The sequence below is a fragment of the Pseudomonas sp. D3 genome (genome assembly GCF_029320995.1).
Classification (GTDB): domain Bacteria; phylum Pseudomonadota; class Gammaproteobacteria; order Pseudomonadales; family Pseudomonadaceae; genus Aquipseudomonas; species Aquipseudomonas paraveronii.
The window spans coordinates 4627508-4640152 of record NZ_CP119772.1 but is presented as its reverse complement, the minus strand read 5'-3'; the positions used below and the strand labels follow the sequence as shown (position 1 = coordinate 4640152).

At 57.0% G+C, this 12645-nt stretch carries 9 protein-coding genes, 1 tRNA gene and 2 pseudogenes; 8 read left to right on the top strand and 4 right to left on the bottom strand.

The window, feature by feature from the left end; translation table 11 throughout:
- Positions 1 to 42 precede the first annotated feature (42 nt).
- Together P3S72_RS21370 and P3S72_RS21365 are read left to right on the top strand one after the other, a co-directional pair.
- On the top strand, positions 43 to 2505 hold the full coding sequence (locus tag P3S72_RS21370; protein ID WP_276194122.1) for an EAL domain-containing protein: 2463 nt from the start codon (positions 43 to 45) through the stop codon (positions 2503 to 2505).
- Positions 2506 to 2550: 45 nt separating this feature from the next.
- On the top strand, positions 2551 to 3354 hold the full coding sequence (locus P3S72_RS21365) for an iron-containing redox enzyme family protein (protein WP_276194121.1): 804 nt from the start codon (positions 2551 to 2553) through the stop codon (positions 3352 to 3354).
- A gap of 21 nt (positions 3355 to 3375) precedes the next feature.
- On the opposite strand, the gene P3S72_RS21360 is transcribed toward P3S72_RS21365, so the two are convergent.
- Both P3S72_RS21360 and lldD read right to left on the bottom strand, forming a co-directional pair.
- Positions 3376 to 4302, bottom strand: a complete 927-nt coding sequence (locus P3S72_RS21360) for a GGDEF domain-containing protein (protein WP_276194120.1) — start codon at positions 4300 to 4302, stop codon at positions 3376 to 3378.
- Positions 4303 to 4616: 314 nt separating this feature from the next.
- Complete coding sequence (gene lldD / locus P3S72_RS21355) at positions 4617 to 5759, bottom strand: FMN-dependent L-lactate dehydrogenase LldD (RefSeq protein WP_276194119.1); 1143 nt, start codon at positions 5757 to 5759, stop codon at positions 4617 to 4619.
- Positions 5760 to 5860: 101 nt separating this feature from the next.
- Here lldD and P3S72_RS21350 point away from each other — a divergent pair, with 101 nt between their 5' ends.
- The 4 genes and pseudogenes from P3S72_RS21350 to P3S72_RS21335 form a co-directional block, all read left to right on the top strand.
- Entirely contained in the window at positions 5861 to 6745 is an 885-nt protein-coding gene (locus tag P3S72_RS21350) for a LysR family transcriptional regulator (protein WP_276194118.1), read from the top strand.
- 85 nt (positions 6746 to 6830) lie between these two features.
- A tRNA-Asn gene (locus P3S72_RS21345) sits at positions 6831 to 6906 on the top strand.
- Between the two features lie 122 nt (positions 6907 to 7028).
- On the top strand, positions 7029 to 7916 hold the full coding sequence (locus P3S72_RS21340) for a ParA family protein (protein WP_276194117.1): 888 nt from the start codon (positions 7029 to 7031) through the stop codon (positions 7914 to 7916).
- Positions 7913 to 8525: pseudogene (locus P3S72_RS21335) on the top strand (DnaB-like helicase C-terminal domain-containing protein); the annotation flags it as partial. The gene P3S72_RS21340 and the pseudogene P3S72_RS21335, both read left to right, overlap by 4 nt.
- 146 nt (positions 8526 to 8671) lie before the next feature.
- Here the strand turns inward: P3S72_RS21335 and P3S72_RS21330 are convergent.
- Positions 8672 to 10297, bottom strand: a pseudogene (locus tag P3S72_RS21330) (conjugative transfer ATPase); the annotation flags it as partial.
- A gap of 32 nt (positions 10298 to 10329) precedes the next feature.
- Between P3S72_RS21330 and P3S72_RS21325 the strand changes: the two are divergent.
- Positions 10330 to 10740, top strand: coding sequence for a hypothetical protein (locus P3S72_RS21325; RefSeq protein ID WP_276194116.1), 411 nt, complete (start codon positions 10330 to 10332; stop codon positions 10738 to 10740).
- Between the two features lie 3 nt (positions 10741 to 10743).
- On the opposite strand, the gene P3S72_RS21320 is transcribed toward P3S72_RS21325, so the two are convergent.
- Positions 10744 to 11906 (bottom strand): IS3 family transposase gene (locus P3S72_RS21320; protein ID WP_276194115.1). Its coding sequence is split into 2 segments (ribosomal slippage): positions 10744 to 11651 and positions 11651 to 11906, totalling 1164 coding nucleotides; the frame shifts between segments, so codons are not numbered across the junction.
- A gap of 246 nt (positions 11907 to 12152) precedes the next feature.
- Between P3S72_RS21320 and P3S72_RS21315 the strand changes: the two genes are divergently transcribed.
- Positions 12153 to 12557, top strand: coding sequence for a hypothetical protein (locus P3S72_RS21315; protein WP_017845876.1), 405 nt, complete (start codon positions 12153 to 12155; stop codon positions 12555 to 12557).
- Positions 12558 to 12645 lie beyond the last annotated feature (88 nt).

Sequence of the window (12645 nt, the reverse complement as noted above, 5' to 3'; positions counted from 1 at the left end):
ATGTCCGCGCGCGTATTTGGCTGTGCATGTGCAAGGGACTTCATGAAGCAGAAGCGGACTCTCGGAACGCCAAGGCTGTTGGGCATTGTCTGGCCCTTTATCGCCGTCGTATTGTTCCAAGTATTATTAGGTTGCATCAGTCTATATGTGCTTTCAGCGGTGCGCGTCTATGTGGCCGGCGAGAGTCTTTGGTCCAAGGGCCAGAAAGACGCCATCTACTATCTGACGCTGTACGCCGATAATCGCGACGAGGCCACCTACCTCAAATACCAACAAGCCATTGCCGTGCCCCAGGGCGGGCATGAGTTGCGTATCGCACTGGACCGCCCGGCCCCCGACCTCAACGCGGCGCGCCAGGGGATCATCAAGGGCGGCAACCACCCGGATGACGTCTCCAGTGTGATCTGGCTGTATCTCAACTTTCGCCATTTCAGTTACTTGGAAAAAGCCATCGAACGGTGGGCCGTGGGCGATGGCTATCTGGTCCAGCTGGACGACCTGGCCCAGGCGATGCACCGGGCGATCACCACCAGCCAGGTCCGTGATGACGATGTGCGGCAATGGAAGGCGCAAATATTTGCCATCAACGACGGCGTGACGCCGGCGGCAAAGGCGTTCAGCGATGCCCTGGGTGAAGGCTCGCGTTTCATCCTGCGGCTGTTGCTGATCACCAACCTGGCCACGGCACTGTGCCTGATCGCCCTGGCGCTGCTGCGTACCTATAAGTTGTTGACGCAGCGGCACGCCTTCGCCGATGCCCTGCAAGTGGAGAAGGAGCGGGCACAGATCACCCTGGAGTCGATCGGCGATGGCGTGATCACCACCGATGTCGATGGCGCCATTACCTACATGAACCCGGCCGCCGAGGCACTGACGCGTTGGACATCGGCCCGTGCCCAGGGCCAGCCCTTGGCGGCACTGTTCAACCTACTCGATGACGATGCCCAGCCCGATGCTTTCGCCCTGATCGAACACATCACCAAGGGCCACTTGAGTGGCGGCAGCGAACACTCCAAAACCATCCAGCGCCTGGACGGCAGTACCGTCTCGGTAACATTGGTGGGCGCGCCGATCCGCAGTGCCGGCAAAGTCAGCGGTGCGGTGCTGGTGCTGCACGACATGACCCAGGAACGGCAATACATCGCCAATCTTTCGTGGCAGGCGACCCATGACGCATTGACCGGCCTGGCCAACCGTCGTGAGTTCGAGTTCCGCTTGGAACAGGTGTTGCAACACGTCGGGCGTGAGCACAACGGGCGGCATGCCTTGATGTTCCTCGACCTGGACCAGTTCAAGCTGGTCAACGACACCTGCGGCCATGCGGCAGGCGACGAGCTGTTGCGGCATATCTGCGCACTGCTGCAATCGGATCTGCGGGACGGCGACACCCTGGCGCGCCTGGGCGGTGATGAGTTCGGTATCCTACTGGAGAACTGCCCGGCGACGGTGGCGGAAAAAATCGCCGAAAGCCTGCGCCACACCGTGCAGAACCTGCATTTCGTGTGGAAGGGCCGGCCATTCATGACCACCGTTAGCATTGGCCTGGTGCATATTTCACAGATCCCGACCACCCTGGAAACGTCGCTGCGCGCCGCCGACATGGCCTGCTATATGGCCAAGGAAAAGGGCCGCAACCGCGTGCAGGTCTACCATCCCGACGACTCCGAACTGTCCCTGCGCTTCGGCGAGATGGCCTGGGTGCAACGCTTGCACATGGCTTTGGAAGAAAACCGCTTTTGCCTGTACTCGCAGGAAATCTCGCCCCTGGGGCACACCGACGCCGGCAGTGGGCACATTGAAATCCTGCTGCGGATGCACGACGAGTCCGGCCGGATCATCCTGCCCGACAGTTTTATTCCGGCCGCCGAGCGTTACGGGTTGATGAGCTCCCTGGATCGCTGGGTGGTGGACAACGTGTTCAACCTCATTGCCCGCTGCATGCATGAGCGCCCGGGCCGGCCCATGGCTATGTGTGCGATTAATCTGTCAGGCATAACTATTGGTGATGACGCTTTTCTCGGTTTTTTACGCGAGAAGTTTGCGGCTTACAGTGTTCCGCCAGAAATGATTTGTTTTGAAATAACTGAAACCTGCGCTATTGCAAATTTAGGCAGCGCAATTCGCTTTATTAATGAACTCAAAGAGTTAGGTTGCCATTTCTCACTCGATGACTTCTGCGCCGGAATGTCCTCATTCGCTTATCTGAAACATTTACCTGTAGACTTCTTGAAGATCGATGGAAGTTTCGTAAAGGATATGCTGGACGACCCGATTAACCGCGCCATGGTCGAAGTGATCAACCACATCGGCCACGTCATGGGTAAACGCACAATTGCCGAGTTTGTTGAAACGCCGCACATCGAACAGGCTCTACTTGAGATCGGTGTGGATTACGCTCAGGGCTACGTGATTGAACGCCCGCAATTGTTTACCTTTGATAGCTTGCAGTGTCGACCTGTGCGGCCGCAGCCTCTGTTATTCAAGGCGCCCGGCACATTCCGCTGAAACATTTGCTGGTCTGTACAATCACACTTAAAAAGGAGCCTTACAGTGATCGACACCTTCAACAGAACCGGCCCGCTTATGGAAGCCTCGAGTTACCCCGCCTGGGCGCAGCAATTGATCCAGGGCTGTAGCGAAAGCAAGCGCCGAGTTGTCGAGCACGAACTGTATCAGCGCATGCGTGATAACACGCTGAGCGCCAAGACCATGCGCCAATACCTGATCGGTGGCTGGCCCGTGGTTGAACAGTTTGCCTTGTACATGGCACAGAACCTCACCAAGACCAAGTTTGCCCGTCATCCTGGCGAGGACATGGCGCGGCGTTGGCTGATGCGCAATATTCGGGTGGAATTGAACCACGCCGACTATTGGCTGCATTGGGCCGGCGCCCACGGCGTCAGCCTCCAAGAGCTGCAAGCACAGAACGTAGCGCCGGAACTGCACGCACTGAGTCATTGGTGCTGGCACACCAGTTCGGCCGATTCGTTGATCATTGCGATCGCCGCCACCAACTACGCCATCGAGGGCGCGACGGGGGAGTGGTCCGCGTTGGTGTGTTCCACCGGCGTTTATGCCGCAGCCTTCCCAGAGGAAGACCGCAAGCGCGCAATGAAGTGGCTGAAGATGCATGCCCAGTACGACGATGCCCACCCTTGGGAAGCACTGGAAATCATTTGCACGTTGGCCGGCATGAACCCCAGCCGACAACTGCAGGCAGAGCTGCGCCAGGCCGTGTGCAAGAGCTACGACTACATGTACTTGTTCCTGGAAAGCTGCATGCGCCTGGAGAACGAAAAGCCTGCGGCCGCGACTGTTCGCGAGCGCCTGGTGCGCGTCGCTAGCGAAGCGTGATGTAAAACGCGTGGCGGGGGTCTACCCCGCCATTGCCAAGCGGTTGCGACCTTCGCGCTTGGCTACATACAGGGCGCTGTCGGCCCGGCGCAAGAGGCTTTCGGCAGACTCGCCAGCCAACAACGTCGCGCAGCCCAGACTCACCGTCAGATCGATGCGTATGTCATCCGCCCAATATTCCTGGGTCTGTGCCGCCTGGCGCAGCCGCTCGCCGACGATCGCCGCCGCTTCCCGGCCGGTGTTGGAGAGCAGGACCAGAAACTCTTCCCCGCCAAACCGGAACACCATGTCCATATTGCGTAGCTGGCCCTTGATTGACGCGGCCACGGCGCGCAGTACCTTGTCGCCGACCGCATGGCCGTGAGTGTCGTTGACGCGTTTGAAGTGATCGATGTCGAGCATCAGCAGGGACAACGGGTTCGAGTGTCGCCGCGCCATGTCGATTTCGCGCTGCAGGGTCTGGTCCATGGCGATGCGGTTGCCGGTTTCGGTCAACGGGTCACGCAGGGCGCTGCGGGTGGCGGCGCGATAGAGCAGGGCGTTGCGCATCGGGTAGAGCAGGGTGGCGAGCAGGGATTCTAGCTGACCCAGTTCTTCCTCCAAAAAACGTTGGTTGCGACGGAATACCAGCTCGCCCAAATGTTCGCCTTCATGGCTCAAGGCGTAGCTCACCGAATGATGGCCGCGATGGCCGAATTCCAGGCGTAGGTCGCTGGGCTGATGGACGTAGTGCATAGCGTCAAGGGGCAGCAGGCGCTGGATCTCGCGAAAGAACAGGCCGAGGATGCGTTGCGGTTCCAGGCTGGTCTGCAATTGCAGGCCCAGTTGTTGGCGCAGTTGAACAACCGTGGTGGGGCGGTGCGGGAGAGAGGATGGCTGACCAAAGCCCAGGCGTTGCAATTTGGCACTGTCAAAGTCGATTGCGTGAGTCTGGGGCGGGGTTTTCATAAGCAGTCGGCCTCTAAGCACTTAGCTGTCTTACAGGCTCGATGCGAGTAGCGAGTACCAAGCGTCTTACTGTTCCTTCAGTTCCGTAAACATTGGAAACAGTTTAAACCGCTTTGCCAGGGGTTATAACCCCTGGGCACTGCCACACGTCTTGTCATCGCATAACCTGCTTGAAAGGGTTAGAGCGAGATTCATGCCACTTTGTTGTTTTTTAATAAAATCCTTATAAATCAAAGGGTATTCAGGATGTCAAAAACAGCCGCTGCAGCTTAATGTCAGTTATTTGGCAGGTTGATGGCAGGTTGATGGCAGTTTTACACGCCGTGCTGAACCAAGGTGCTCGGGTCGATCTGCTCAATCGATGTCACACCGGTCAGTGTCATGGCCACACGCATTTCCTTGGCGAAGATATCCAGCAGGTTTTCCACCCCGTGCTGGCCATCGGCGGCCAGCGCATAGGCGGTCGAGCGTCCCAGCAGACACGCTTTGGCGCCCAGGGCGAGCATGCGCACTACGTCGAGCCCGGAGCGAATGCCGGAGTCCACCAGCACTGTCAGGTCGTCGCCTACCGCTTGGGCAATCGGCGGCAGTGCCTTGGCAGTGGAGAGCACGCCGTCCAATTGGCGGCCACCATGGTTGGAGACCACGATGCCATCGGCTCCGAAGCTCACCGCGTCCTTGGCGTCCTGCGGGTCGAGGATGCCCTTGATAATCATCGGGCCTTTCCAGAACTCACGTATCCACTCCAGGTCTTTCCAACTGATCGACGGGTCGAAGTTGTTGGCCAGCCAGCCGACGTAATCTTCAAGGGTGGTGGGCTTGCCCAGGTACTTGGAGATATTGCCCAGGTCGTGCGGGCGGCCCATCACGCCAACATCCCATGCCCATTGTGGTTTGGTGACGGCCTGCAGCATCCGGCGCGCCGAGGCATACGGTCCGGACATGCCCGAGTGCGCATCCCGGTAACGTGCGCCCGGCGTCGGCATATCGACGGTGAACACCAGCGTCGTCACCCCGGCGGCCTGCGCCCGTTCCAGCGCATTGCGCATAAAGCCGCGGTCCTTGAGCACATAGAGCTGGAACCAGATCGACTGCGCGCTTTGCGACGCCACTTCCTCAATCGAGCACACCGACACTGTCGACAGGCAGAAGCGAATCCCCTTGTTGGCCGCCGCCTTGGCCGCCTGCACCTCGCCGCGCCGCGCGTACATGCCGGTCAAGCCCACTGGGCTGAGGATGATCGGCATGGCGTGTTCCTGACCGAACAACGTGGTCTTCAAACTCAGGCTATCCACGTTGCGCAGAATGCGCTGGCGCAGGCTGATCTCGGCCAGGTCCGAACTGTTGGCGCGCATTGTGTGTTCGGCGTAGGCGCCGCCGTCGATGTAGTCGAACAGGAAGCGCGGCAGCTTGCGCTTGGCGGCAGCACGGTAATCGGATGCCGACGAAATGATCATGAACAGTGTCTCCGCAGGGCAAAGGGGGATTACGGTAAGCAAACATCTGGCATGATAAAAACAACTTTTATCGCTAGCGTCCAGTCGCAAAAGGAATACCGATGAACCTGAGAACACTGCGTGTCTTCGTCGAGGTGGTGCGTCAGGGCGGGTTTTCCCAGGCGGCGCAGGTGGTGTCGCTGACCCAGTCGACGGTGAGCAAGGCGGTCAAGACCCTGGAAGACGAGCTGGGCGCGCCGCTGCTTAATCGCCTCGGCCACAAGAATGAACTTACCGCCGCCGGCGAAATTGCCTACCGCCGCGCCCTGGTGCTGCTCGCCGAGCGCAGCGACCTGGTCGCCGAGATCAACGACCTGCGCGAGCTCAAGCGCGGCCTGCTGCGTATCGGCCTGCCGCCAGTGGGATGCGGCGTACTGTTCGCGTCCATGTTTGCGACCTACCGCAACCGCTACCCGGACATCGATATCGAACTCACCGAGCACGGCAGCAAAAAACTGCGCGAATGCCTGGAAGCCGGGGAGGTCGATCTGGCGGCCCTGCTACTGCCGGTGGACGAAGGCTTCGACTACCAGCCCGTGCGCAATGAGCCACTGATGGCCGTGCTGCCCATGAGCCATCCGCTCGCGCGGCGCAAGCGCATCGACTTCACCGACCTCGCGGATTCACCGTTCATTCTGTTCGAAGCCGGTTTTGCCCTGAACGCATTAATCCTCACCGCCTGCGAACGCAAGGGCGTGACGCCCAGGGTGACCGCCCGCAGCGGGCAGATCGACTTCATCGTCGACCTGGTGGCGGCAGGGCTGGGCGTCGCCTTCCTGCCACGCATGCTCGCGCTCAAGCACCAGCACGCCGGCATCGCGCTGATTCCTTTGGACGAACCCCACACCGACTGGCACATCGCCCTGGCCTGGCGCGCCAGCGCCCACCTGCCACCGGCAGCCCGGGCCTGGCTGGACTTGGCCAAGGAAATGGCCGTCGCGGGATAGAGGCGCACGCCAACTGTCCGAATGCGCCGATCAGGCGCTACGGAGTGCTTGACTTATCCTTTTTAATCAGTAACATACGGCAAATTCCGCGATAGCTCAGTTGGTAGAGCAAATGACTGTTAATCATTGGGTCCCTGGTTCGAGTCCAGGTCGTGGAGCCAGATAGGGAAAAGCCTGCAGCGATGCAGGCTTTTTTTTGCCTTGGATTTTTCCGGGGTGATCAAAGCGCACAGCGTGACCAGCATGAATGCGTCTCTAATCCTACGATTCAGAGGTAAATATCATGAAAGTCGCTGCAGTCGTTTCAACCAAAGGCGGGCCGGGTAAAACCACGGTCGGCGTCAATCTGGGCGCGTTCTGCGCCGATGCAGGGATCCGCACCCTGCTCATTGATCTGGATAATCAGCCGTCTCTGTCCTCGTTCTATGCGCTATCGCATGAGGCGCCTGGTGGAACCTATCAACTGATCGCGAATAACGAGACTCGGGCCGACCAGGTCATTTCGCAGACCTGCATTCCTAATCTCTCATTGATCCATTCCAATGATCCGTTCAATCAGCTGGGAAATTTGTTGCTCCATGCTGCTGACGGGCGCCTTCGTCTCAAGAATCTGCTGCCGGCTTTCGAGCAGGACTTTGATCTGATTCTGATCGATACCCAAGGAGCTCGCTCCATCGTGCTGGAGATGGCCTTGCTTGGGGCACAAATGGCTATTTCGCCCATCACCCCGGATATGCTGACTGCACGAGAGTTTCAGCGTGGAATGCTCCAGCTCTATCGAGATCTTGAGCCGTTGGCAGCGCTGGGTGCAGAGACGCCAATGTTGAATGTCGTGATCAACAAGCTTGATGCAACCAACGATGCAAACCTGATCTATCACACGCTGACCGAAACCTTTGCTGATCATCCGAAGGTCCAGATGATCCAGACCACGATCCCGGCGGCAGTGAGTTTTCGTCGGGCTGCCACAGAAGGTATTCCTGCACACCGACTGGAGTATCGCCTCCCGACTCACCGCCGTTCACCCACAGCATTCAAAGTCATCAAAGACCTCTCAATCGAGCTCTTTCCCGAATGGCGCTCGAAATTTGAAGCGCTGAACGAAGAGCGTCTGAGTCAGAACATATCGTTGTTATCGAATAGGGTGGCCTTGGGGAGAGCTGCGGTATGAGTCTCCTTGATCTAGCACCACCTCATTCGGTTGAGGCCGAGCAAGGCGTGATCGGTGGCCTGATGCTCGACAACTCCACATGGGACCTCATCGCGGACGTCCTCTCTGCGGACGATTTCTTCAGACGTGATCACCGCCTGATTTACCAGGCAATTGAGCAGCTCGCTTCACGCAGTTCACCTATCGACGTTGTCACTGTCCTTGGAGGTGGTTGAAAGGATCGACTACCACTTCAATGAGGGCGACAGCGTTACCGGCATTCCCAGTGGTTTGGATGCGATGGACCAAGTCACGGGTGGTTTTCAAGATGCCGACTTGATCGTCATTGCGGCGCGTCCTTCCATGGGGAAAACCAGCCTGGCACTTAGTGTCGTGGATGCCGCACTTCAACAGAAGCCAACCAACACGGTCCAGATCTACAGCCAGGAGATGCCGGCTCACGCCCTGATGTTTCGTTTGATTGCCATCCTGGGCGAGCTCAACCTGGCGAATTTGATGCGCGGTCAGTTACGGGATGAGGATTGGCCCAAGGTCATCGCGGCTGTAGGCCGCATCAACGAATACGGTGAGCGGCTCATCATTGATGACACTGCCAGCCTGACACCTGCACAGTCGTTTTTCGGCTTAACCGGGAGCAAATGAGCAGCGGCGAGTTTCTCTATGCATTGGCCTGTCGTATCGAAGGCTGGAAGGGCGTCGAAGTGTTACAGGTTCAGATGCCTGATCAGTGTTATGAGGCAGCTACCAGAGGCTCTTAGCGCATCCCTAACATCTTCAGTCAGAACCGTTCTGCTCTGCTCAGAGCAGGCTGTCGCTGAGTTGATGATGCACTGACGAATCATGCTGCGATCGGCACGGGTTAAACGCTGTTCTTCTTTCTCTTCGCCACCTGTAATCATCAGGCGTGCAGTAATTTCCAACTCGCCCAGGACATCGCGCTCATCGTCTTCGGTGTGCTCAACGTCATCCAGCTCTTCCGTATCCAGGATTTTAACCTGCGTGGGCGAATCAATCAGGCGATGGGCATCAGCGAAAGGGGCCAGGCTGACACCTGAACCAGGTGCCAATTTGACTCGATTAACCGTTAAGCCCAGGCCTTTGGCGAAGTCTGCAAACAATCCAAAGCTATTTCCTGCTTCGACAACAAAGAAGCGCGGCCGGTACACCGCAGTGACTTGATTGAGGATGTTGTTCAGGGTGGCTGACTTGCCGGCACCGGTGGGGCCGAACAAAAACAGGTGGGCATTCATCTGCCTGTCAAGGCTGTTAAGGGGATCGATCGTGATCGTCCCGCCGCCGCGATTGAAGAGTGTGATTCCCGGATGGCCGGTACCTTCGCTCCGGCCCCATACCGGCGCGAGGTTGGCGAGGTGCTGCGCGAACATCAGTTGCGTGTACCACTCACTGTTTTGCATGCCCGGGTTAAACACACAGGGCAGCCAACGCAGATAGCTATTCAGCGGTGCCACCTCATGCTCGTCACGTACAGGCTGAAGACCTGCATTGAGCATCACGTTGTGAAGCTGCAGGGTCCGCTCATCTAACTGCGCTATGTCCTTTCCTCGCAAGTAGAAAGCGACAGCGCCTCGGTAGAGTTTATGGGCACTGCCAATGTGCGAGCGGGCCCGTTGTACGTCTTCGCGGGTTTGTTCGGAGGCTAAGGTGTCGCCGACAGACTTACTGGCCAGATTGTTGAGGTGCGCTTCGAGCATGTCCTGTGGGTTGATTACCAGAGTGATACAGAGGGTGGTGTCTTCTGGCATTTGATCGAAGAGAGCGTTGGTCGCATCACCGCCTTTGGAGGTTTCGCCTGTCAGGTGCCCGGTCACGGGTGGAGAGCGCAGCCGATCCAGCACGACCACACGGTGTGGCATCTCATCCAGGTACCAGAGCCCTTGGCTAGCATCGGACCGAGGTTGCTCGAAGAACAGGCGCTGCGCAAAGTCTCTTCCACTGGCTAGCTCCAGCTCATCGCAGGAGTCGTTCTCTGGCAATGCCGCCAGTTGGTAGAAGGTCTTGCGCGCTTCTGGTGTGTCGCCCAAGAGGCGAGGATTGGGGTTGAGCCATCGCAGCAGCCAGTTGTGAATGCTTCCCTCGTTCATACGGCATGACTTGACCCCTGCGTTGCCGAGGCCTGCGGTAAGTCGATCGCAGATGCTGTTGAGGGCTTGCTCGCTGGACTGGCCGCGCCGAGAGGGCGTGCTTTTGCTACGGCGATACACGACCAACCGTACTTTGCGTATCTGCCCGCGCCAGGGAAGCTCGGTCACTGCGGTGTCTTCGAACAAACCACCGGGCTTGGAAATGGCCTGCAGATGTTGTTCGAACATCTGCAGGTAATACTCGGTGAAGGCGGTGCCTTGAGCACGAGGCTGTATGTACGCCTTCAGCTTGCTTAGGTAAAACCAATTGGGTGGGCCAGCAAACCTCAATTACTGGTGTTCAAGCCGTAGATATTCGCACCGAAAATCACACGCAGATTGATGGTGCATTGATCGCTGCGGATAACGGCAACCTCAAACTGGATACGGGCACGCTTGGGTTTAGCGATATTGCCGGTAAAGACAAAGAGCACGGTTACTACTTGAATGTAGGGGGTACCTACAATGCTGGTAGTAGTGGCGGGACAGCTCAGGACGCCAGTCAGACAGGTAAAGGCAAGGAAGGCGAGAGTGGCTGGAGCGTCAATGGCTGGAATTACGAGAAAGACCGTGAGCAGGTCGTCAGGGCTACCGTAGGTTCTGGCGAAATTATTGTCCGCGATGATAAAAATACGGGTGGAGATTCTACGCTAGGGCTTAATCGCGATACGAACAAAGTGTAGTGGTCAACTAATCCCGGACACGACGTTAAGTTTTTCCTCGGCCCGCGCTGGTGCCAACCCCTCGTTGAATTGGTGAGGCCGAATCCAGTTGTAGCGATGCATCAAAAAATGGCTGATATCGCGCTGTGCTTCCTGCGCAGTTCGATAGCCCACGGTCGGTATCCATTCTGTTTTCAAGCTGCGAAATACGCGCTCCATCGGTGCGTTATCCCAGCAGTTTCCTCGTCGACTCATGCTCTGGCGCATGCGGTATCGCCACAACCGCTGGCGAAAGAGTCGGCTTGCATATTGCGATCCTTGGTCCGAGTGGAATAGCAGATCCGAAGGCCTGCCACGCTGCTCGTAGGCCATATCCAACGCTTTGATCACCAGCTCAGCGTCTGGCTTTTCCGACAGCGCCCAACCCACGATCCGACGCATACAAAGATCCAAGACGACAGCCAGGTAATGCCACTTTCCTTGCGCCCAAATGTAGGTGATATCGCCGCACCAGACTTGATTGGGCGCTGCCACATCGAACTCGCGGTTCAATGTGTTCGGGATATCGAGTCTTTCTACTGTTGCTCGTTTGTAGGCATGGGAGCCGGGTTGTTTGCTGACTAAATCAAGCTCGCGCATCAAGCTACGCACTTTGAATCGACCGAGTTGCTCACCGTCTTCACGCATCAGCGACAGAATGCTACGACTGCCCGCAGAGCTGCGACTTTGCGAGAACAGCTCACTGACGCGACTACGTAATCGAAGCCGTTCAACATCGGGCGTGCGGCGCCGCAGGCGCTGGGCGTAGTAACACGAGCGAGTGACGTCAAACACCTTGCACAGCCAATCAACCGGCTCATGGGCGCTCAACTGGTCAATCAGCGCGAACGCTCGTGATCTTCCGACATCAAGAGCGCGGTAGCCTTTTTTAGTATTGATTTCTCTCGCTCAAGCCGAGCAATCCGGGCTTCCAGCTCCTGAATTTTTTGCTGCTCCGACGTCAGTGCCTTGCTCTGCGGAGTGATGCCTTTATGTTCTTTCTGAATCTGGTCAACCCAGCGGCGCAATGCCGACTCACCAATGCCGAGTGAACGGCTGGCTTCGATGTAGCTGTAGTTTTGTTTGAGCACAAGGTCGGCAGCCTCGCGCTTGAATTCAGCGGAAAAGGAACGGCGTTGTTTGGTCATCTGACACCTCGATCTGGCGAGCATTCTCGCCTAAATGGGTGTCCGGTTTCATTAGACCACTACAGAGTGCTGTTCGGGCTACCGGAAATGGCCCGGCGCTCGCGACTAGATCCGATGGTGCCTCGTTGCATCAAACGACAGTTAACGGTGTTAAAGTTGAGGTGATCAAGGTGGGGGATCGCGTTACTGCTGGCTATCCTTGTGGCAGAGGATGCACGGATCCAACGAAATTTTGATAGGTGAAATATGTTTAAAGAGTATGAATTTTTGCTGGATTCGATAGGGTCAGAAGATTATTGGTCGGATGTAGGTATTGATATCGCAGCCTCCAAAATCTCTCAGTTTGATAGTTTGAGTTGGGGTGAACTTGAGTATGCGCTTTCAGTGAAGTCTGAAATGTGGCGAGGTCGGTGCGCGGAGTCCCTTGGGGACTCGAATGATGAGCGGGCTCTGCGTATTCTGTTAGCGCTTCTAAAGGCTGAGGAGGAATCGGTTGTCATTCATGCAATTGAATCAATCGAATCAATTTTTTTAGCTGGCTATATTTTCGATAGGTCGCAGGCCATACTCGCTCTAAATGAGGGTTTTAAGGAAGGGAATCGAACGTTAAAGCTAATGAAGACTACATTGGCTAAGAAGTTAAGTGAGTAGTAATTGTGGAGAAAGGAAGAACGAGGTAGATGACGCGCAAATCCTAGTGCCGGTGCTCTATCTAGCCCGGGCCGACAATCGCCTCGCG

Coding starts and splice junctions, on each gene's coding strand:
- P3S72_RS21370 (WP_276194122.1), top strand. CDS start 43: ATGAAGCAGAAGCGGACTCTCGGAACGCCAAGGCTGTTGGGCATTGTC.
- P3S72_RS21360 (WP_276194120.1), bottom strand. CDS start 4,302: ATGAAAACCCCGCCCCAGACTCACGCAATCGACTTTGACAGTGCCAAA.
- lldD (WP_276194119.1), bottom strand. CDS start 5,759: ATGATCATTTCGTCGGCATCCGATTACCGTGCTGCCGCCAAGCGCAAG.
- P3S72_RS21350 (WP_276194118.1), top strand. CDS start 5,861: ATGAACCTGAGAACACTGCGTGTCTTCGTCGAGGTGGTGCGTCAGGGC.
- P3S72_RS21340 (WP_276194117.1), top strand. CDS start 7,029: ATGAAAGTCGCTGCAGTCGTTTCAACCAAAGGCGGGCCGGGTAAAACC.
- P3S72_RS21315 (WP_017845876.1), top strand. CDS start 12,153: ATGTTTAAAGAGTATGAATTTTTGCTGGATTCGATAGGGTCAGAAGAT.